Genomic DNA, 21,012 nt, shown 5'->3' with positions numbered 1-21,012 from the left:
AATTATTTATGAAAATAGTCGTCAAGTCATTCATGCAAAAGAAAATTATTTATTCCATTATCGCGATCCTTTTTATTTCGGTTTCCTACAAAGGACAACGCCACGAAGTAGGGGTGCAATTGGGGATGAGTAATTTGGTAGGTGATATTGGGAGAACCAATTATATTCTACAGCAACCGGTGCTAAGTAATGTTTCACAATATGGAGTTCCGTTGTATGCGGGGATTTTATACCGAATGAATTTCAATCCCTATCAAACAGTGCGTTTGAATATCGGGTATAGCAATGTGCAGTTTATCGATGCCCTTGCTAAAGAAAATTACCGGCGATACCGTAAACTTTCCGGGACCAATTCGATTTATGAAGCAGATTTGATTTTTGAATACAATTTCTTTCCCGTAAATAATGAGCAAAAAAGCCTTTTGAGTCCGTACATTTTTGGCGGAGTTGGAGCCTTGCTTGCGAATGATACGAAGGTTACACTGGAAAATGATTTTAAAAGAGATCCCGGTGGTAACGCGATAAGACCAGTGACTGATGATGATTTTTCTACGACTCCTACTTATACCTCAGGACAGCAATTTACAATGGCGATCCCATTTGGAGTTGGATTAAAATATAAGTTCAATTATAACTGGGCACTTTTTGGGGAATTTATGTTTAGGCCCACTTTTTCAGACTCGATCGATTATAGTGTTATTGATGACAAAAGTGTAAAACAAACTTATAATAAAGACATCGTGGTCGTTGGAACTACGAAATCACTATTACAGGAAAGTCCTTATAAAGAGATTGCAGATGCAAGAGCAGAAGCGTTCTTGAAAAATCGCCAGATCGGAAATATCAATTCGAAAGACTGGGTAAATACAGTTTCTATAGGACTTACTTACTCATTCGGAAGACCACCTTGTTATTGTGAACAGTAAAATGCAGTCGATAAAAGATAAATTAAATTTGGAACAGCTTCCGAAACATGTTGCCATCATTATGGATGGGAATGGAAGATGGGCAAAATCCCGTGGCGAAGAACGTACTTTTGGTCACAAAAATGCCATCAAAGCAGTTCGTGAGGTGGTGAATGCATGTAACGAAATCGAAATTCCCTATCTCACCCTTTATACCTTTTCTTCCGAAAACTGGAAACGTCCAAATGATGAAGTAAGTACTTTAATGAGTCTTATTTCTGAAACCCTGCTTTTGGAAGCTGAAGAAATTTTTTCTAAAGGTTTAAGAATGCATGTCATTGGCGATATTGAAAAACTTCCCGAATTGGTAAGAGATCAAATGTTGCAGTTGGTAGAAATTACCAAAGACAACAAGCGCGGAAATTTAATTTTAGCTTTAAGTTATGGCTCTCAGCATGAGATTTTAAATGCCGTAAAAGAGATCAGTGCAAAGGTAAAATCCGGTGAACTCACCGAAGAAGAAATTACCGAGAAAGTGTTCGAAAACCATTTATACACCAAAGATTTTCCGCCCGTAGATTTGCTCATCAGAACAAGCGGCGAGGTGAGAATCAGTAATTTTCTGTTGTGGCAGATCGCCTACGCGGAGTTACAGTTTCTGGAAATTCTCTGGCCAGACTTTGGCAAAGAAGATTTTTTCAAGTGTATTTATGATTATCAGAATAAAGAAAGAAGATTCGGCAAAACAAGTGAACAGCTCGACGAAAATATATAAAAGAAAGTTAGCAAGATAAAAAATGAAGTTTAAATTCTTACCCATCATCATGTTTGTGGCTTCGGCACATTTCTATGGTCAGATTACCCCCGAACAGAAAGCCCCGGAACAAAATCCTGTTCATGCTCAAAACGAAGCTGGAACTTATATTCTAAAAGACATTGTTGTAGATGGTGTAAAAAAATATACCCCCGCGCAGATCTTAAGATTTACAGGTCTTAATAAAAATGAAAGTGTAGAAATCCCCGGACAAAAAATAAGCAACGCCATTAAAAAACTTTGGGAAACACAGTCTTTCTCAGAAGTTGAGGTGTACATTCAAAGTATTGAAGGTGATCAGATCATCTTGCGTTTTAATCTTCAGGATCTGAAGGATCTGGGAGTCGTGAAATTTACCGGAAAAGGAATCGGTAAATCGAAAAGCGAAAAACTTGCGAAAGACAATGGTCTGAAACCGGGCACAAAAATTACCCAGAATTTAATTTCTACCCTGAAAACTAATATTCCGAAAGAATATGTGAAGAAAGGTTTTGCCGATGCCAAAGTTACCATTCAGGATAAAGTGAATGCGCAGGATCCTAATTTGGTAGACTGGACCATTAATGTTGAGAAAGGTAAAAAAGTAAAGATCAGCCACATCGAATTTGAAGGAAATACAAGTGTTTCTGATGCGAAGCTGAGAAAAAAAGCCTTCAAAGACACAAAGCAAAAAAGATTTGGAATTCAGGGAATTTTAAAACCTTCGAAATTCATTGAAGATAAATACAATGACGACAAAGTAAATCTCGTTAATTATTACCGTTCATTAGGTTTCCGTGATGCTAAGATCGTTTCAGATTCTGTTTGGAGAAATCCTAAAAATGATTATGAGATCAACGTAAAATTAAGCGAAGGAAAAAAATATTATATCGGTGACATTAATTTCTTAGGAAATACTGCGTTCTCAACTGATTATTTACAAAAAATTCTTGGCTACAAAACGGGTGATATTTACGATGCAGTAGGATTCAACAAGAAAGTTGGAGAAGACGGTGGTAAAGAAGATGATTCCGATTTGAAATCCATTTATATGAATAATGGTTATCTTTTTTCCAGTGTTACACCTATTGAAAAGTCGGTAAAAGGAGATTCCATCAACGTAGAGATTAGAATTAACGAAGGTGAAAAAGCAACCTGGAACAGAGTAACATGGAGTGGAAATACGACCACACATGATCACGTTATCCTGCGTTCTTTAAGAACAAAACCTGGAAGTTTATTTGCAAAAAGCGATATCAAAAGAACTTATTTTGATCTGGCCGGAATGCAGTTCTTTGACCCACAACAGGTTGGTCAACAGATTACGCCAAACCCACAAGATAATACGGTAGATGTACACTGGACTTTGGTTGAAAAAGGATCTTCTCAGGTTCAGCTTCAGGCAGGTTACGGTGGTGGATCATTCATCGGAACTTTAGGACTGACTTTCAATAACTTCTCCCTTAGAAATTTCTTGAAACTGAAAGATTTCAAACCAGTACCACAAGGTGATGGTCAAACACTTTCCATTCAAGCTCAGGCAGGACAATATTTTCAGAATTACGGGATCTCATTTACAGAGCCATGGTTGTTTGGTAAAAAACCAACCGCACTTTCTGTAAGTGTAAACCAGTCATTAGTAAGATATACAGATCAGTTTGGGGCAACTCAAAAATTAAATATTTTCTCTGCAAGTGCAGGTTTGAACAGATTATTGAGATGGCCGGATGACTATTTCTCTCTTTACACAGGGATTCAGTACCAAAGCTATGACTTCAACAATTATCCTTTCCAATTCGGAAATACAACTGAATATAACGGTTCTGCGAAGAACTTTAGTTTCAATGTTGGTTTAAGCAGAAACTCTGCAGGATTAGATCCTATTTTCCCAACGCAGGGTTCAAATATTGAAGCTTCTGTAAAATTTACGCCGCCTTATTCTCTCTTTAACAAAAAAGATTATTCCACCATAACACCGGTAGAAAAATACAAATTGCTGGAGTTTTATAAAGTTAAATTAAAAGCCGATATTTACAATACGGTTGTAGGCAAGATGGTTCTTAGAAGCACCGCTGAAATGGGCTTTCTAGATGGTTATAACAAAGAACTTGGTGCGCCGCCTTTCGAGCGTTTTTATGTAGGAGGAACAGGACTTATTGGTGGAAGATATGACGGACGGGAATTAGTACCGTTGAGAGGTTATGAGAATTCTTCATCCACAGGTGGTGAAGCTGCTGATGTAACGCCTTATGGAGGTGCAACCGTTTATAACCGATTTGCGTTGGAATTGAGATATCCAATCTCCATGAATCAAACGGCAAAAATTTATGCGCTTACTTTCTTAGAAGGAGGAAATGCGTGGAATTCTTTCGGAACGTATAATCCATTCCAGTTGAAACGTTCAGCCGGAGTTGGAATTAGAGTTTACATGGGAGCTTTCGGATTAATTGGATTTGATTTCGCTTACGGATTCGATAAAACATTGATGGGTAACGATCCTTCAGGTTGGAAAACACACTTCTTGATGAATCAGTCACTATAAATATAATAACAATGAAAAAGTTTAAATTATTTTCAGCGCTCTTCATTCTGTTTGCGGGTTTATTAAGTGCCCAAAAGATTGGAGTTGTAGATACCAATTATATTTTAAGCAAACTTCCGCAGTATAAAGATGCAGAAGACCGACTGAATTCTCAGATCACCAACTGGCAGACAGAAATACAAACTCTGCAATCGGAGTTTGATAAGAAAAAATTGCTGCTAGAAAATGAACGTGTTCTTTTGGTAGGTGATCAGCTGAAACAAAGACAAAAGGAAGTTGACGATCTCGATAAAAAAATTAAAACCATGATCAATAATCGTTTTGGATCGATGGGTGAAATTAATAACGCAAGATCGAATCTGACCAAACCGTTTCAGGATCAAATCTGGAACGCGATCAAGACCGTATCAGAGAAAAACAGCTTAGGCATCATTCTTGATAAAAGCAATAACATCAGTGTAATTTTTCTTGAAAAAAGATATGATTATACAGATAAAGTATTAGATTTGCTGCTGAAAAATTCTGGAACTAAGAAGACAGAATCACCAAACAGACCTGGTAAAGCCTCTGAAGAATCGAGAGAGATCAAGGCAAAAATGAAAAGTGAAAATGGTGCTGCAAAATTGCAGAATACAGAAGCAAGAAAAATAAAATAAAATTTAAAAACAATAAATTATTTAATCCTAGTTATGAAAAAATTAAGTGTATTATTTGCAGCCGTAATGATGTTTGTAACCGTAGGTGTTGCAAATGCTCAAAAAGTTGCCTCTATTGATTATGAAGCAATTTTAGCTTCAATGCCGGAAACTAAAAAAATGACATCTGATCTAGATACTTTTAGCAAAACCAAAGGTGACGAATTGAACAAGCAGGCGGAAGCTTTCCAAAAAGAAGTTCAACAGTACCAAGCTGACGGAGCTAAAATGACAGAAGCTCAAAGACAGGCTAAAGAGGGCGAATTGCAGAAAAAACAGCAAAATTTGCAGGCACTTCAGCAAACTGCACAAGCAGATTTAGCACAAAGAAGAGATGCTGCGGTTAAACCGATCATCGAAAAATTAAATGGTGCTGTGAACAAAGTTGCTAAAGCAAGCGGATTTGAATTCATTATTGATTCAACAGCTTTGATTTACAAAAGCGGTCCAGATGCAACGCCATTAGTGAAAAAAGAATTAGGTCTTTAAGATATAATTTTAATAAACAAAACCATCTCGACTATTCGGGATGGTTTTTTTAATTTTGTAATATGGAACAAGAAATTTCAAGCGAAGTAAAAGTAAGATTCAGCGACTGCGACCCAATTGGTCATCTTAATAATGTGAAATACCTCGAGTATATGCTCAATGCAAGAGAAGATCATGTAGAAAGTGGTTATGGTTTCACTTACGAAGAATATACCCGCAAAACCGGGTGCACCTGGATCACGGTACAAAACGAGATCGCCTATTTGAAGGAAGTGCGTTACAATGCCAAAGTCCTCATTTCCAGCAAAACGATAGACCTTGGAGACCGACTGTCAAAAGTAGAAATTCTGATGAAAAGTGAAGATGGAAAAGTGATTCACAGTATTCTGTGGCTCACCGTGATTTATTTTGATATGAAAACGCGCGCATCTGTTTCACAACCGGAAGAAACCAAAGATCTTTTCCGAAAGTTTTTGATTACTTTAGAAGAGAAAGATTTTCAGAGCAGGGTTTCTTACTTCAGAAAACAAAATAAAGCAGCACAGAAATTATGAAGAAAATACTAATCATTGGTGGTAACGGTCAACTCGGTAATTGTTTCAGGAAATTGGCAACCGATCACGATGATCGTTTTGAATTTGATTTTACAGATTCAGATACTTTAGATATTACCAATAGAGATCAGGTTTCAGATTATTTTTACGAATTCAAACCAGATTTTTGTATCAACGCGTCTGCTTACACCGCCGTTGATCTTGCTGAAACAGAATCTGAAAAAGCTTATGCCGTTAACGCCGAAGGAGTAGCAAATCTTGCCGAAGCGTGTGAAGAACACAATGCTATTTTCATTCATATTTCGACCGATTATGTTTTTGATGGAGAAACGAACATTTCTTATTCTGAAGACGATTTTACCAATCCGCAAGGCGTTTATGGAGCTTCTAAAAGGAAAGGTGAAGAGTTAGCGCTCGATCTTCAGCCGAAAACAATTATTCTCCGAACTTCCTGGCTGTATTCAGAATTCAATAAGAATTTTGTGAAAACCATGTTGCACTTATTTTCTGTGAAAGAAGAAATGGGAATTGTAGCCGATCAATTTGGTCAGCCAACGAACGCGAATGATCTGGCAGAAGCAGTCATGACCATTATTGAAAAAGAACCAAAAACCTACGGGATTTTCCATTTTTCAAATTATCCGGAAACAACCTGGTTTGGTTTCGCGCAAAAAATTGCAGAATTTTCAGGCTCAAAAATTAAACTGAATGCCATTACGACGGAAGAATTTCCGACACCTGCAAAACGCCCGAAACGAAGCACAATGTCTTTAGATAAAATAGAAGAAGTTTACCAAATAGAACCAAAATACTGGGAAAATTCCCTCGAAGAATGTATCGAAATCTTACAGAAAGCATGAAGAAATTAATCTATCTATCCATTTTATTTTTTGCGCAAATATTTTTTGGGCAAACAATAATTTTAAATAAAGTCCTAAAATCAAACACCAATTCTGATAAGATTTTTTATAAAATAGATCCCTCTAAAGTGACTTCCGAATATTTAGGTGAGCTCGAAGTTCAGGGTTTTTCCGACGATGATGTGAAGGTCTTTGGCATGATCTACAAAAAAGCCAAAGAAATCGGTGCAAATGCCTTTTCTTATCAACCTTTCGAAACCGTTGACGGTTCGGTTCAGAAGTTCGATTATGCGCATTATCGCCTCAATCTTTATTACGTTCCGGCAAATACTTTCCCGAAAGAAGACAACATTATTTATCTCATCGCGTCTCCTTATAAAAAACAGTCGATCGGGGTCAATAAAGATAATATCGTTTTTCAACCCAGAACTTACATCAAAAAAACGTTATCTGCAGGCGAGATCATCACAATTTCTACCAAGAAACTTTTAGGTTCCACCATCAAACTTGCAGGTCAAGCAGATCAACCGGTACAATATTTCCAGTTTTCTGCCTTTTCTGTAAATTCAAATCCTTACGGAACTCCGGGAGTCAATGTGAAATCGGGCGATATCACTCGGTTAGAACAATCTTATGGACAGTTTCTTACCACGATCTACGAAGAATTCAAGTAATTGATTAAGGAGCAAATAGAGTATTTTCTATTTCCAACTGATTACCCGCTTTCCGCACTCGCTTTTTTGTGATCGCCAAATAATTGGCAATCCCAAAAAGAGCTCAAACAAATGCTTCAATCGGGGCTATAATTGAGATTTCCTCTTCTTCCAAAGCTTATTTTGGTGACAAAGTAAGTTGTTTAAGAATAAGAGAATTTGTATCCGTAATAAAGATCATAAAAAGACTCTTTCGCGCTCGCTTCGCTCGCGCCAAAAACCAATTTAAAAACACTCAATTTCGTATCTTTGAATTATGAAAGTAGATATTTTAGCCATCGGTGCTCATCCCGATGATATAGAACTCGGTTGTGGTGGCACAATCGCCAAACTAATAAGCGAAGGAAAAACTGTTGCCGTAGTCGATCTTACACAAGGTGAACTCGGAACGCGCGGAACAAATTTTACCAGAGCGGAAGAAGCAGCAGATGCCTCCAAAATATTAGGGATTTCTGCACGTGAAAATCTAAAAATGAAAGATGGTTTCCTCCTGAACACGGAAGAATACCAAATGCAGATCGTAAAAATGATCCGCAAATATCAACCGGAAATTATTTTTGCCAATGCAATTGATGATCGACATCCGGATCATGCAAAAGCTGCAAAATTAGTTTCAGATGCATGTTTCCTGTCGGGATTAGTAAAAATAGAAACGGTTTCCGAGGGAGAAAACCAGAAACCTTGGCGACCGAAACAGGTTTTCCATTACATTCAATGGAAAAATATCACTCCCGAATTTGTCTTCGATATCTCCGATTTCATGGAGAAAAAAATTGAAGCTTGTCTTGCCTATAAAACCCAATTTTACGATCCAAATTCGAAAGAACCAATGACGCCGATCGCGACCAAAGATTTCCTGGAAAGCCTCACTTACAGAGCTCAGGATTTGGGCAGACTCTCTGGAGTAGACTTTGCAGAAGGCTTTACGACAGAAAAATTGCTGGCTTTCAAAAATTTCGACGGAATAGTTTGTTAATTTTAGAGAAAATCTTATATTTGCACTTCTGAAAACGGTGGTTGTAGTTCAGTTGGTTAGAACGTCGGTTTGTGGTACCGAAGGTCGTGGGTTCGAGACCCATCATCCACCCAAAATTAAAACGCATTGATTTTCAATGCGTTTTTTTTATTTGTCGAGATGTTATTTGGGGGATTTAATCTTCTTTAAAGAAATAAAGCTTCTCATTTCAAAAATTCAATAAAAAAAAGCACCCAATTGAGTGCTTTATATTTTCTTTAAACTTCGTCGTCAGACTCTATTGTAAAAGATTTCGATTTATAATCTTTATCGTGTTTTTCGGAAATTACGTCTTCTCCTTTTTCGTTGAGTATAAAATCGGTCGATTCTTTAAACATTTCTTCAAAAGTTTTGAAATCTTCTTTATACAGATAGATCTTATGTTTTTCGAAACTGGCTTCTCCATTATCACCAAAATGCTTTTTACTTTCGGTAATGGTAAGATAGTAATCTCCTGCTTTTGTTTCGCGCACGTCAAAGAAATAAGTCCTTCTTCCTGCCTTTAACACCTTCGTGAAAATTTCATTTTCGTTGCGCTCCTTGTAATCACTCATTTTTACTATTTTTTGAAATCTTGTTTAACAAATATAAAAGATTTCTTTTAATTGCAAAATTTATTTTTACGTTTTGGCTAATAAAATTGAATTATCGATAATAAATGTGCATTTCTTACGAGTCAGAACTTTCTATTTTCGTGAGATTCAATATTTTATCCGCGCGTTTTGCACTACTTTCGCGGTGCGTAATGATGATTGAGCTGCTTTTCTGAATTTCGTTTTCTATGTTTTGAAGGATATTTTCTTCCGTTTCTGTATCTAATGCGGAAAGGGAATCATCGAAAATAAGAATTTTCGGTTCTTTAATTAAAGCGCGCGCAATACAAATTCGCTGTTTCTGACCACCAGACAGCATCACGCCTCTTTCGCCGACCATGGTTTTATACTGGTCTTTGAACTCTACAATATTTTTATGAACATCGGCTTTTCTCGCAAATTCTTCAACCAGTTTCAGTGAAGGTTTATCAATCGCAAAACCGATGTTATTTTCAATCGTATCCGAAAAAAGGAAACTTTCCTGCGGAATATATCCTATGAATTTTCGGTAGTTGACCAAATTGTGTTCTTTCAAATTTTTACCATCGATGAGGATTTCACCTTCTGTTGGATCAATTAACCGACAAAGCAAAAGCGCGATGGTAGATTTCCCACTTCCGGTTTTTCCCATGATTGCAAGAGATTTGCCGGCTTCGATCTTAAAACTGAGATTATCCAGCGCTTTAATTCCTGTGTTCGGATAAACATACGAAACATTCCGAAATTCAATATCTCCTTTGATCTTATAATTTTCATGATTTGTATTAATGATATCAGTTTTCATGTCTAAAAACTCATTAATTCTCGACATCGATGCAGCGGCTCTTTGATTAACTGAAGTTACCCAACCAAGCATGGAAAAAGGAAAAATTAGAATATTAATGTAGAGAAAGAAATCGGCGATTTTCCCGACCGAAAGTTCGTTGCTCATGTATTTTTGTCCACCAATGAGCAGAATGACAACGTTGAGCATTCCGATCACAAATAAAATAATGGTAAAGAAATAGGCTTCAGTCTTCGCCAGATCCAAAGCTTTATCCTGATAATCTTTTACTTTGGTGCCGTAATTATTTTCGATATATTTTTCTTTCGCAAAAAATTTGACCACACGAATTCCTGAGAAACTGTCCTGTACAAAAGTGGAAATTGCAGACTGGCTTTTCTGCATTATTTTCGATTTCTTATTGATGATCGAACTCACTTTATAAATTCCAAAGGAAAGAATGGGTAAAGGTAAAAGCGACCAAACCGTCATCGTAACATCGGTCCTCAACATATAAACGCAGGTAATAATGAGTAATATGATAAGATTTGCAACGTACATTACACCGGGACCGAGGTACATTCTTACCGCAACAACGTCTTCACTCAAACGGTTCATCAAATCTCCGATGGTCGTTTTTTTGAAATCGGTCAGCGAAAGTTCCTGATAATGGCTGTAAATTTTATTTTTTAATTCGTATTCGATTCTGCGGGAAGCTACGATGATGGTTTGTCTCATCATAAAGGTGAAAAAACCCGTTAGCAAAGAGGAACCAACAATGATTCCAACATAAATTAAAACCTGTTTATTAAAGCCCAGACTGGTCGTTCTGGAAATTTCATCGACTGATTTCCCGACAAATTGAACTTTGAAAATATTGAAAAAATTACTGGCTATAATAAAGAAGAATCCATAAAACAATAATATTCTATGTTTCCAGAAATAGGAGTTCAGCGTTTTTAATGAGTTCATAATTTTCTTACGGTTTTCAGCTTATTTCGTCCTGCATTAATAAGATGCAAAAGTAATAAATTGAAATTTGATTCGGTTTTTTTTATTAATGCAGAAGACGGAAAACAAAACTCATTTCTAAAAAAATGTTATCTTTGCACCCACAAAAAGTTCTTTGAAATGTTAGGAAGAAGACAAATCCGCGAAAAGGTAGTAGAATCGTTATATTCTTACTGCCAAAACCCAATTAAATTCGATGTTTTAGAGAAAAATATGTTTTCTGAAATTGAAAAAATCTATCATCTTTACATTTACCAGCTTAATTTTCTCGTGGCTTTGAAAGCTTTAGCAGAAAAACAATTGGAGATCGGTAAGAATAAATACATTAAAACCGATGAGAATGTAAATCCCAATCAAAAGTTTATCAATAACCAAATCCTGTTGAAACTGGAAGAAAATACAGAACGTCTTTCTTTTACTTCAAAACATCAGGAATTGAAATGGGATATTAACGATGAATTGCTGGTAAAAACTTTCCAAAGGATGACTGCGGGAAAAAGGTATCAGGATTTTATGAAAGAAGACAGCTATTCTTTTGTAGAAGATCAAAAATTTATCGGAAAATTATTTTTAAGATATATTGCGGAGAACGATGACTTTCATGATCATCTGGAAGAAAAAGAAATGAGTTGGGCCGATGATTTTCACATCTCCAATTCGATGATGCAAAAGACCATTGGTTTTCTTAAGGAAGATGAACCGAGTCATACTTTGATAAAAATGATCAAAGATGAAGACGATCGTGAATTTGCACGCCGATTATTAAAAGAGTCTTTAAATCATTTTGAAGAAACAGAAAAAAAGATCGGATCAATGTTGGATAACTGGGATCTGGACCGTATTTCACTGCTCGATAAAATTATCTTGATCGCAGCGATTTCAGAAATTGAATATTTCCCTTTAACACCGGGAAGAGTTATTATAAATGAATACATTGAGATCTCAAAAGTCTTTTCTACCGACCGTTCCAATATTTTTATCAATGGGATCTTAGATAAATACACGAAAGATATAAACAGAAATTAATAAAGAATTTATGAAAAATTTAATTAAAATAGTGCCGTTAGTTGCTGCTTTAAGTTTAGTGGCTTGTAAAAAAGACCAGTCTGCAGATCAGTTGGTTGTAAACGAAGAAACTACAGTAACAGCTCCTGATTCAACTGCAGCCGCGACTGCAACTGCAGCTCCAACTTCAGATGCGACACTTGTTACTGCAAATGATCAGGCTAAAGAAGCATCGTCTAAACCTTTAACATCCGTTGCGCTTTCAGAATCAAGTTTTGAATTCGGAAAGATCAAAAAAGGAGATCACAAGGAACATACTTACGAAATCACAAATACGGGAAAAAATCCTTTGATCATTTCTCAGGTGAAGCCAGGTTGTGGTTGTACTGTTCCTGATTACACAAAAGATCCGATCATGCCGGGAAAAAAAGGAAAAATTACTTTGAAATTTGATTCTTCCAATTTCGACGGATTGGTTCAAAAGCAAGCTGAAGTTTTCGCAAACGTAGAAAAATCGCCGATGGTAATTACATTTTCAGCGGATATTCAACCTAAATAATTTAAACAATAATAATGATAGCAATATTTTTACAAGCAGCAGCGCCGGAAAGCTCTTTGATGCCGACAATGCTGATGATGGGCTTAATGTTCGTTGGATTTTATTTTCTGATGATCCGCCCTCAAATGAAAAAATCGAAGCAGGAAAAAAACTTCCAGTCTGAATTAAAAGTAGGCAGCAGAATAGTAACAACTTCTGGAATGCACGGAAGAATCGCTCAAATTCTAGAAGATGGGATCATTATTGAAACCCTTTCCGGAAAGTTGAAATTTGAAAAAGCAGCCATCTCCAGAGATTTCACACAACAGAGATTTCCAGACGCAGCGACTGACGATAAAAAGTAGTATTTTTTTAGGATATATTTTAAAAGCAACCAATTACGGTTGCTTTTTTTTAGCTAAAAATCAAAATCAACAAACTCGCTACAAAGATCCTGAATATCGTAACCAAAGGATAAACCTGTGCATAACTTTGAATAGGAATGTCAGAATCTAAGTAGTTCGTACTGAACGATAATGCAGCAGGATCGGTATAACTTCCGCTCATAATCCCAACCAACTGCAGATAATTGATCTTCATTATAAATCGACCAACAATCACCATGGTGATCAGAGGAATAAAAGTAATTGCAGAACCGAAAAGCAACCAGTTCCAGCCGTTATATTTTACAAAGTTTTCGTAGAAACCGTCACCTGCATGAATTCCAACGGCAGCAAAAAATAGGCAGATCCCAAAATCTTTCATAAAGTAAATTGCACCGTTGTTGATATAAGAATGAATAAATGATATTCCGCCATATCTCGAAATTAAAAGTGCCACGATCAAAGGTCCGGCTGCGAATCCGAGTTTTATCGGAACTGGTAAACTTGGGATCATGATGGGAATTGATCCTAAAATTACGCCCAAAAGCAATCCACCAAAAAGGGAGAGAAAATCGGGTTCTAATAATTTTTTCTCCGAGTTTCCGATTATTATTTCTACTTCTTCAATGGCTTCCTTCGAACCGATAACTCTTAATTTGTCTCCATAAAATAATTCCAGGGATGGTCGTGGTAAAATTTCTCTTCCGGCACGAAAAACGCGTGTAACTTTCAAATCATAGGTATTAAAGAGATCAAGTTGCGAAAGTGTTTTATGCAACACCGAAGATTTGGTGACGAAAATGTTTTTTTTGTGAATGTCGGTATCAGATTCAATGAAAAGATCTTTTGATTCTCTACCAAGGCTGCTGATAAACTCATCCAAATCTTTTTCAAGGCCAACAATCATCAGGACATCGCGGTCTCGTAATTCGTGATCTAAAGTCGGTGATTTCACGACAACACTTCCACTATGTTTTAGTCGGGAGATCACAATTTCGCGACCGAATTCTTTTAGGATCTGATGGAGCGTTTTCCCGAAAAATTCTGGATTCGTAACACGCATTTTTTTATGAACCAAAGGCAATTCACTGTCGATTTTTGATTTCCGGAATTTTTTCATCTCTTCATCCGGATCGATCTTTAATAATATTTTAGAGAGAATAATGGTGCCAATAATCCCGAAAACTCCGAGCGGATAGGTAATTGCGTAACCAATTGTTGGGTCATCGAATGTTTTTTCAGGGAAAGAATTTTTTATTTCTTCAATGGTATTTTTTGCAGCTCCTAAACCTGGTGTGTTCGTTACTGAGCCACTCATTATTCCTACCAGATCTTCTATTTTGAGACCAGTAACTTTAAAAAGGATTAAAGTGACCAAACCACCAAAAAGAACAGTGGAAACAGCTAAAATATTAAATTTTAAGCCATCATTTTTAAAGGAAGAGAAGAAAGAGGGGCCAACTTGCAAACCAATTCCGTAAACGAAAAGGATCAGACCAAAATCCCGGATAAAATCTAAAATCCCTGGCTGAATTCGGTATCCGAAATGTCCTAAAATTAATCCTGTGAACATTACCGCAGAAACTCCGAAGGTTATTTTGCCCAGTTTGAGTCTGCCGAAAAAAATACCGGTCGAAATTGCAAGCATGATGGCGACAATTGAATTCGTAACGGTAGGATTTTCTATAGGAAGAAGAAGAACTTTTAACCAGTCAAACATTTTTTATTAATTTTCAACAAAATTAGCTTTAATAACGGCGAAAAGAGAGGAAATTGTAATGAAGTTTGTCAGAATTGATTCGAAGGTGTTTTGTCAGCGATTTCGCAGCAGCTGAAATCCAATTCCACAATCTAAACATTTCTTTTTTTGACAGAAATTTTTGTGATGATAAAGCAACGACTGACTTTCCAAAGCATTTTCAACTTTCACATTTAAGCCTTTCCAGCCATCGATAATTATATTTTTTTCCGGCGATATGTTTCGGTAAAAACTTAATATTTCGTCTGCAATATTTTCTTCAGAATTTTTATGATAGGTATATTTTAAAGGAAGAATCGCATTGATTAAAATGAGATCAACGAACTCCTTAGTTAGAAATTTTTCGCCTTCGATAGGCGATATTTTTCCGAAATTAAAACGATTATTCCAATATTCACTTGCCTTTACATTTTCAAAGATCTTATAGATCTCTCCAATTTTTTTTGCTGAGATCAATTTGGAAAAGAGATTTTGATTTAAATGATACAAAGAAGCCAATTGTGAAAGACGAACTGTTGGGAAATTCGGTGGACGCAGTTTTGAAAATTTTGGATTGAAGCGGACTTCATTAATATTATATTTCACCTTTAAGAAATCAAATTCACGTTTCCAGATTTTGGTTTGCGCTTCTTGTGTATTTTCAAGCCAATTACTCATTCCAAAAAATAGCGCTTCTAATTGTGTTTGATTTTGCCGGATCTTGTTTACAACAGAAAAGTCTAAACTTTCGGCAATCTGGTGGAAAATTTGTGAATTAACCTTTAACCCAAAAGCATAGGCCAAATTTTGAAAGAGTACTGCTTCGTAATTGTTTTTATTGAGAACTAATGCTTGTTCAATTTCTAAGGATTTTTCATCCAACTTTTTTAACAACGTTTCTTCCCAAAAATAAAACGGAATTTTTTTAGAATCGAATAAATTAGAACATGGAATAAACTGGTTTTCATTTAATAAAGATTCATATTTCCAGAGTAAACTTTCATCGATATAATCTTTCAATTCAAGCGTCGGAATCCCTTTATTATTCAGTTCTTCAATCTCAACATCATGGATAAAAACGGCGTGCAGTATTAAATTTTCAAACTCAGGATTGCCTGAATGCTGGTGAAAAATATAATCAGAGGATTTTACGTGAAGCTCAATATTTCCTGCTAAAACGAGATTGTTAGTTTTAATTTTTCCAAATAAAAAATCAGGACCAGAATCGAAATTCCATTTACCAAAATCAATAATTTCCAGATCATTTCCCAGCACATCTTTAAAATCAAAACTATTGAAAATCTTGAAATTCCAAAGATATTGAAGGAGTTTTTCGTTCATAATACATCATGCTTCATACAAAGTAACGAAGCAATCATGAGATTATGACCGTGAAAACACTATTTTTTGAAGTTGGCTAAAGTCTTTTCGTACATTTTTTCGTACACTGGTAAAATGTTTCTAAGATCGAATCGGAGTGCCTGTTCTTTGGCGTTTTTTTTCATCTGAGCCAGCAAATTTTCGTCGCTTAATAATTTGATGGTATAGTTACTCATCGCTTCAACATTACCAATTTCAGCTAAAAATCCAGTTTCTCCCTGAATGTTAACTTCGGGTATTCCACCGGCGTTTGAGCTGATGACGGGAGTTGATGCTGCCATTGCTTCTAGTGCTGCTAAACCGAAACTTTCCTGCTCGGAAGGTAAAAGGAAAACGTCGGAAAGCTGTAGAATTTTGTATAAATCGTTGACTTTTCCTAATAAACGAACTCTATTGATCAGATCAGGATGTTCCTCCAAAAACTGATTGATGACTTCCATGTCGGGACCTTCGCCGATAATGATCAGTTTGCAGTTGATTTTTTTCTGAACATTTTTAAAAATTTCCAGAACTTCTTCTACTCTTTTTACGGGACGAAGATTAGAGACGTGGATCAGAATTTTTTCCTCTGGCGTTGCAAATTGATCTCTTTGACATGCTGATTTATTGATAAATTCTGAGTTATCGATAAAATTGGTGATAACTTCGATTTCTTTTTTAATATTAAAGAATTGAAGCGTATCTTTTTTTAAACTTTCAGAAACTGAAGTAATCGTATCGGATTGATTGATCGAGAATTCTACGGCATGTTTATAACTTGGATGTTGACCAACCAAAGTAATATCGGTTCCGTGAAGTGTGGTTACCAAAGGAATATCTTTGCCTTCTTCTTTCAACATTTGTTTCGCAGTAAAGGCTGCGTACGCATAAGGAATCGCATAATGAGCGTGAAGTAAATCAAGTTTATAAAGATTTACAACCCGATAAATCATTGACGAAAGCGCAATATCATAAGGTTGGTATTGAAAAAGCGGATACGTTTGAACGTTGACCTTGTGGAAAAAAATATTGGGATTGGTAATATCTAATCTTGCAGGCAAAGCTGAACTGATAAAATGCACTTCATAACCTTTATTGGCGAGTGCCATACCAAGTTCTGTAGCTACGATGCCACTTCCGCCATAAGTTGGGTAACAGAGAATTCCGATTTTCATAGGTTTAAATATTTGTAAAATTGAAATTACTCAATTGATGTTTTTTTATTGTCTTTTAAATTAATTTTCGAAGAAGCATTCAGATCGATTCCCATTCCGGCTTTTAAATTTTCGTTGACTAAAACCGGGAGTTTTCCTGAGATTCTCGTTTCTCCATTCAAGGCATTTGCCGTTGCAGTCATCGAATCATCATTATTTTCGTAAGAAACTAAAACAGTAGGAATTTTAGAAATGTCAATATCTTTTAAAGCATAAGCTGAGCCAAAAACATTTAAAATAACATTTTGATTTTTGCTCAAATCAGCCAAAACCCTTTTGCTCTCTTCCGAAATTTTATAAGGTTTGTAAGCGGTAGAATTGTCTTTGTGAAAACCAACAATCACGGTTGAATTTGGACGAATCGTGGAGATTTCTGAAGCTTTCTTTATAATAACCGTTGTATGTAAATTCAATTGGTCCAGAAAAGTTTGATAGGGCGCTTCTTCTAATGGAACGTAATAATAAGTTTCCTTACAATTTAATGGCAGCAGTTTTTTGTCATCTTTTAAGAGCGTCAAAGCGTTGCTGTATAAGTTTTGAACCAAGATTTTATGAGAATGATTGTTGAGATCTTGATTAATGTTTTCAGGATTTCGCGGTTCATATTTGGTTAAACCTAAAAAATATTTGGTGAGAAGAATTTTCTTCACACTTTCTTCAACCCGATCCTTGGAAATTTCTTTTTGATCAATAGCCAATTGAATGAGTCGTTTTCCTTCTTTTACACCGTCAGAAAAGAGCATAATATCATTTCCGGCTTTGAAAGCCAACGCATCTAATTCTCCCGGTTTATACCGTTTTGCAACGGCGCCCATATTTAAAGCATCCGTAATAATTAGACCCTTATAGCCGTATTTATCTTTTAAAATTCCGGTAACAATCTTTTTTGAAACGGAAGCTGGAACACCTTTTTCATTTTCTAACGCGGGAACATATAAATGGGCGACCATGACGCCACCAATTCCTTTATCCATTAATGCTTTGAACGGTGCCAATTCAATGTCGGTAAGTCGTTTTATGTTGTGAGAAACTACGGGCAGATCTAAATGAGAATCCGTATTTGTGTCGCCGTGACCGGGAAAGTGTTTAATCGCGGCCAAAATATTGTTATTCTGTAAACCGGTCGAATAAGCCAGTCCGGAACTTACCACATTTGAAACTTCTGAACCAAAACTTCTGTTCCCAATGATAGGATTGTCAGGATTCGTATTGACATCTACAACAGGTGCGAAATCCCAGTTGATAGCCATTCTTTTGCAGTCTTCGGCAATTTTAGCGGCCATTTGGGTGATTAGACTTTTATCCTGAATTGCGCCTAAAGTCATCGCCCACGGAAATTTATGTGCCGTAGCAATTCTTTGAAAAACGCCCCATTCAGCGTCCATTCCTATTATTAAAGGAACTTTGGATTTGGTTTGAAATTCGTTGACGAGATTAATTTCTTTGGCGGCGTCATCCTGCATCAAAATTAAGCCGCCGATTTGTTCGTTAACAACGATGTTTCGTACATTATTAATGAAATCCTCTCCTTTGTTCGTATAAAGTGCAATGATAAATAACTGTCCGAGCTTTTGATCCTGTGAAAGAGAATTGTAAGTTTTATCGACCCAATCACTGGCTTTTTTTAAATCTTCTTTGTTAAGATCCTTAGGTTGGTACTGCGCAGAAATTTTTAAAGAAAAAAGAAGAATTATTAGGAAAGAGATTTGACTTTTTACGTTTTTCATTATCTAAAATATGAGAGAAACAAAAATACAATTTTTAATTTTTAGATTTAAAATTTATTGGCATACATCTTGAAATCTTTAGAATATAATTAATCTATAAATAATTTTAAAATGAAAAAATATTTTACGATCATGCTTTTAGCAATTTTCGGTTTTGCAGCGGTAAGCTGTAATGATCGAACCAACAATGACGTTGTTACAACCGACACTTATCCGAAAATGACTGATATTACAGGAAACTTTAATGCAGGGAATTCATATTCAGTGTCACAAGGTTTAAGTATCAACAGTACCGATGTTGTTCTCGTTTACAGACAATCTGGTGTTTCTAACGGAAATCCTATTTGGCAACAAATTCCGCGAACATTATTTTTACCGGAAGGAGAATTAGATTTTGATTTTGATTTCACCAAAAATGATGTACTCATCAAAGCAGGTGGAACAATCGATTTCTCCCTGCAAACGCCAACTTTTATCGCCAACTATCTGACCAATCAAAGGTTTAGAATTGTACTGGTTCCAGCATCGCAAGGAAAAAATTCACAAGTTGATTTTAGCAATTATCAAAGTGTAATTAAATTTTACAATATTCCAGACAGAAAGTAATTTTTCTTAAATAATTATAATCTAAAGCTCAATATTTTCTATTGGGCTTTTTTGGTCGTTAAATGCCAAAAATCATCAATTATAGATTTTAATTTTGGTCAGAATTGCTTACATTTAAAATTCAATTAAAATTAAAATTATGAGTGTTCATATCGCTGCAAAAAAAGGAGAAATTGCAAAAATTGTTTTACAACCGGGTGATCCATTGCGGGCAAAATATATTGCCGATCATTTTTTAGAAGAAGTTAAACTGGTAAGTCAGACCAGAAATATTTACTATTTCACAGGAAAATATAAGGGTAAAGAAATCTCGGTAGGAGCGAGTGGAATGGGAATCCCAAGTATTGGAATTTATTCTTACGAACTTTTTACAGAATTCGATGTAGATACAATTATCAGAATCGGCACTTGCGGAGCTTATACAAGTGACTTGAAACTTTTCGATCTGTTAAATGTTGAGTTTTCGGCGAGTGAATCAACTTACGCGAAATTTGCCTGGGGAATTGAAGGTGATTTAATTTCACACCAAGGAACTGCGTTTGGGCAAATCAATGAAACTGCGAAAGGTATGGATCTGGATATTAAACCGACGCATATTCATACGAGTGATATTTTTTATAGAAAAGAAGAGGGTTTACCTGCACTTGCTGCAAAATATAATTGTTCGGCGGTAGAAATGGAAGCTTTTGCTTTGTTTGCGAATGCGCAACATTTAGGAAAAAATGCGGCGACCATTCTTACGGTTTCAGATATTATTCCGACGCGTGAACAAATATCTGCAGATCAGAGAGAAAAAGCTTTAAAACCTATGATTGAATTAGCTTTGGAAACTGCTTTAAAGTTTTAAAGAAAGCAATTGAACATAAAAAAGAATAACGCTTTGATAAATCTCAGCGTTATTTTTTTTATTTTTCATTTTCTAAGAGATGACCAAAGAAATCTTTTTTCACTTTTAAGTAAGCTGCACTGTCGCTCGTAGAATCAATTTGAATGGGGATTCTTTTATTGAGATGAATGTTGCTGTTCTCCACAGCTTTTATTTTCTCCGGATTGTTGGTAAGAAGGTTAATGTCTTTTACACCCAGAATATCTAAAATATCGATGGCAACCGAAAAATTTCTGTCATCAGCAGGAAGTCCTAATTCTAAATTTGCTTCTACTGTATCAAAACCTTTTTCCTGTAGTGAATAGGCTTTCAATTTATTGATGATCCCAATATTTCTTCCTTCCTGACGGAGATATACGATCATACCACCATTTGTTTGCATGTATTTCATCGCAGCATCCAGCTGTTGACCGCATTCACACTTTTTGGAATGAAAAACTTCTCCAGTAATGCATTCTGAATGAAATCGAACATTTACAGGACGGGAAAAATCGGTGTTTTCTGCAATAATTGCCATGTGTGGCATCCAGTCACTTTCGTCTTCAGATAAGGCGATCATCCGGAAATTACCATGTTCAGTAGGAACGTTAGCTTCCGCTTGAATTTTCAACATATAAAAAAAG

General features: G+C 35.9%; 21 protein-coding genes and 1 tRNA gene. 15 read left to right on the top strand and 7 right to left on the bottom strand.

Annotated elements, in window-relative coordinates:
- Nucleotides 1-8 precede the first annotated feature (8 nt).
- The 10 genes from porG to IV494_RS09810 all read left to right on the top strand — a co-directional run bounded on the left by porG (nt 9) and on the right by IV494_RS09810 (nt 8,638).
- The gene (gene porG / locus IV494_RS09855) at nt 9-926 is read left to right on the top strand and encodes a type IX secretion system protein PorG (RefSeq protein ID WP_230380061.1); all 918 of its coding nucleotides are present in this window, start codon (nt 9-11) and stop codon (nt 924-926) included.
- A 1-nt stretch (nt 927) separates the two neighbouring features.
- A complete protein-coding gene (locus IV494_RS09850; RefSeq protein ID WP_196079970.1) occupies nt 928-1,680 on the top strand; it encodes an isoprenyl transferase in 753 nt (250 codons plus the stop codon).
- 22 nt (nt 1,681-1,702) lie between these two features.
- On the top strand, nt 1,703-4,240 hold the full coding sequence (locus IV494_RS09845) for a BamA/OMP85 family outer membrane protein (protein ID WP_196079969.1): 2,538 nt from the start codon (nt 1,703-1,705) through the stop codon (nt 4,238-4,240).
- 11 nt (nt 4,241-4,251) lie between these two features.
- A complete protein-coding gene (locus tag IV494_RS09840) occupies nt 4,252-4,896 on the top strand; it encodes an OmpH family outer membrane protein (RefSeq protein WP_196079968.1) in 645 nt (214 codons plus the stop codon).
- Nucleotides 4,897-4,929: 33 nt separating this feature from the next.
- On the top strand, nt 4,930-5,424 hold the full coding sequence (locus tag IV494_RS09835; RefSeq protein WP_196079967.1) for an OmpH family outer membrane protein: 495 nt from the start codon (nt 4,930-4,932) through the stop codon (nt 5,422-5,424).
- Nucleotides 5,425-5,486: 62 nt separating this feature from the next.
- On the top strand, nt 5,487-5,978 hold the full coding sequence (locus IV494_RS09830; RefSeq protein ID WP_196079966.1) for an acyl-CoA thioesterase: 492 nt from the start codon (nt 5,487-5,489) through the stop codon (nt 5,976-5,978).
- Nucleotides 5,975-6,838, top strand: coding sequence for a dTDP-4-dehydrorhamnose reductase (rfbD, locus tag IV494_RS09825; RefSeq protein ID WP_196079965.1), 864 nt, complete (start codon nt 5,975-5,977; stop codon nt 6,836-6,838). Before IV494_RS09830 ends, rfbD begins: the two co-directional genes overlap by 4 nt.
- Nucleotides 6,835-7,512 carry a hypothetical protein gene (locus tag IV494_RS09820; RefSeq protein WP_230380059.1) on the top strand — a complete coding sequence of 226 codons (678 nt, stop codon included), beginning with the start codon at nt 6,835-6,837 and terminating at the stop codon, nt 7,510-7,512. The genes rfbD and IV494_RS09820 overlap by 4 nt, the downstream gene beginning before the upstream one ends.
- Nucleotides 7,513-7,807: 295 nt before the next feature.
- Nucleotides 7,808-8,527 (top strand): bacillithiol biosynthesis deacetylase BshB1, encoded by a 720-nt coding sequence (bshB1, locus tag IV494_RS09815; RefSeq protein ID WP_196079963.1) that lies wholly within the window; start codon nt 7,808-7,810, stop codon nt 8,525-8,527.
- Nucleotides 8,528-8,564: 37 nt separating this feature from the next.
- Nucleotides 8,565-8,638: transfer RNA gene (locus tag IV494_RS09810), tRNA-His, on the top strand.
- Nucleotides 8,639-8,784: 146 nt separating this feature from the next.
- Here the strand turns inward: IV494_RS09810 and IV494_RS09805 are convergent.
- Together IV494_RS09805 and IV494_RS09800 are read right to left on the bottom strand one after the other, a co-directional pair.
- Nucleotides 8,785-9,120: a DUF3276 family protein gene (locus tag IV494_RS09805; protein WP_196079962.1), complete on the bottom strand. Its 336-nt coding sequence runs from the start codon at nt 9,118-9,120 to the stop codon at nt 8,785-8,787.
- 115 nt (nt 9,121-9,235) lie between these two features.
- Nucleotides 9,236-10,894, bottom strand: coding sequence for an ABC transporter ATP-binding protein (locus IV494_RS09800; protein WP_196079961.1), 1,659 nt, complete (start codon nt 10,892-10,894; stop codon nt 9,236-9,238).
- Between the two features lie 159 nt (nt 10,895-11,053).
- On the opposite strand from IV494_RS09800, the gene nusB reads away from it, so the two are divergent.
- From nusB to yajC, 3 genes are read left to right on the top strand one after another with little or no spacing between them, the layout of a single operon-like run.
- On the top strand, nt 11,054-11,959 hold the full coding sequence (gene nusB, locus IV494_RS09795) for a transcription antitermination factor NusB (protein ID WP_196079960.1): 906 nt from the start codon (nt 11,054-11,056) through the stop codon (nt 11,957-11,959).
- 10 nt (nt 11,960-11,969) lie between these two features.
- Entirely contained in the window at nt 11,970-12,497 is a 528-nt protein-coding gene (locus IV494_RS09790; RefSeq protein WP_196079959.1) for a DUF1573 domain-containing protein, read from the top strand.
- 14 nt (nt 12,498-12,511) lie between these two features.
- Nucleotides 12,512-12,841, top strand: coding sequence for a preprotein translocase subunit YajC (gene yajC / locus IV494_RS09785; protein WP_039351179.1), 330 nt, complete (start codon nt 12,512-12,514; stop codon nt 12,839-12,841).
- Between the two features lie 49 nt (nt 12,842-12,890).
- Here yajC and IV494_RS09780 read toward each other — a convergent pair whose 3' ends face one another.
- The 4 genes from IV494_RS09780 to IV494_RS09765 all read right to left on the bottom strand — a co-directional run bounded on the left by IV494_RS09780 (nt 12,891) and on the right by IV494_RS09765 (nt 18,897).
- The gene (locus tag IV494_RS09780; RefSeq protein WP_196079958.1) at nt 12,891-14,579 is read right to left on the bottom strand and encodes a putative transporter; all 1,689 of its coding nucleotides are present in this window, start codon (nt 14,577-14,579) and stop codon (nt 12,891-12,893) included.
- Between the two features lie 93 nt (nt 14,580-14,672).
- Nucleotides 14,673-15,938 (bottom strand): DUF2851 family protein, encoded by a 1,266-nt coding sequence (locus tag IV494_RS09775; protein WP_196079957.1) that lies wholly within the window; start codon nt 15,936-15,938, stop codon nt 14,673-14,675.
- A gap of 59 nt (nt 15,939-15,997) precedes the next feature.
- Nucleotides 15,998-17,131: an N-acetyl-alpha-D-glucosaminyl L-malate synthase BshA gene (bshA, locus tag IV494_RS09770; RefSeq protein ID WP_196079956.1), complete on the bottom strand. Its 1,134-nt coding sequence runs from the start codon at nt 17,129-17,131 to the stop codon at nt 15,998-16,000.
- A 26-nt stretch (nt 17,132-17,157) separates the two neighbouring features.
- The gene (locus IV494_RS09765; RefSeq protein ID WP_196079955.1) at nt 17,158-18,897 is read right to left on the bottom strand and encodes a glycoside hydrolase family 3 protein; all 1,740 of its coding nucleotides are present in this window, start codon (nt 18,895-18,897) and stop codon (nt 17,158-17,160) included.
- A 111-nt stretch (nt 18,898-19,008) separates the two neighbouring features.
- Between IV494_RS09765 and IV494_RS09760 the strand changes: the two genes are divergently transcribed.
- Together IV494_RS09760 and deoD are read left to right on the top strand one after the other, a co-directional pair.
- Nucleotides 19,009-19,503, top strand: coding sequence for a hypothetical protein (locus IV494_RS09760; RefSeq protein ID WP_196079954.1), 495 nt, complete (start codon nt 19,009-19,011; stop codon nt 19,501-19,503).
- A gap of 139 nt (nt 19,504-19,642) precedes the next feature.
- Nucleotides 19,643-20,350, top strand: a complete 708-nt coding sequence (gene deoD / locus IV494_RS09755) for a purine-nucleoside phosphorylase (protein ID WP_196079953.1) — start codon at nt 19,643-19,645, stop codon at nt 20,348-20,350.
- 58 nt (nt 20,351-20,408) lie between these two features.
- On the opposite strand, the gene ribA is transcribed toward deoD, so the two are convergent.
- Nucleotides 20,409-21,002, bottom strand: a complete 594-nt coding sequence (gene ribA / locus IV494_RS09750) for a GTP cyclohydrolase II (protein ID WP_196079952.1) — start codon at nt 21,000-21,002, stop codon at nt 20,409-20,411.
- Nucleotides 21,003-21,012 lie beyond the last annotated feature (10 nt).

This window comes from Kaistella gelatinilytica, from assembly GCF_015679325.1.
In the GTDB taxonomy this organism is placed as follows: domain Bacteria; phylum Bacteroidota; class Bacteroidia; order Flavobacteriales; family Weeksellaceae; genus Kaistella; species Kaistella gelatinilytica.
Note: the sequence above shows the minus strand (reverse complement) of the source record. Positions and strands in the feature narration are given on the sequence as shown.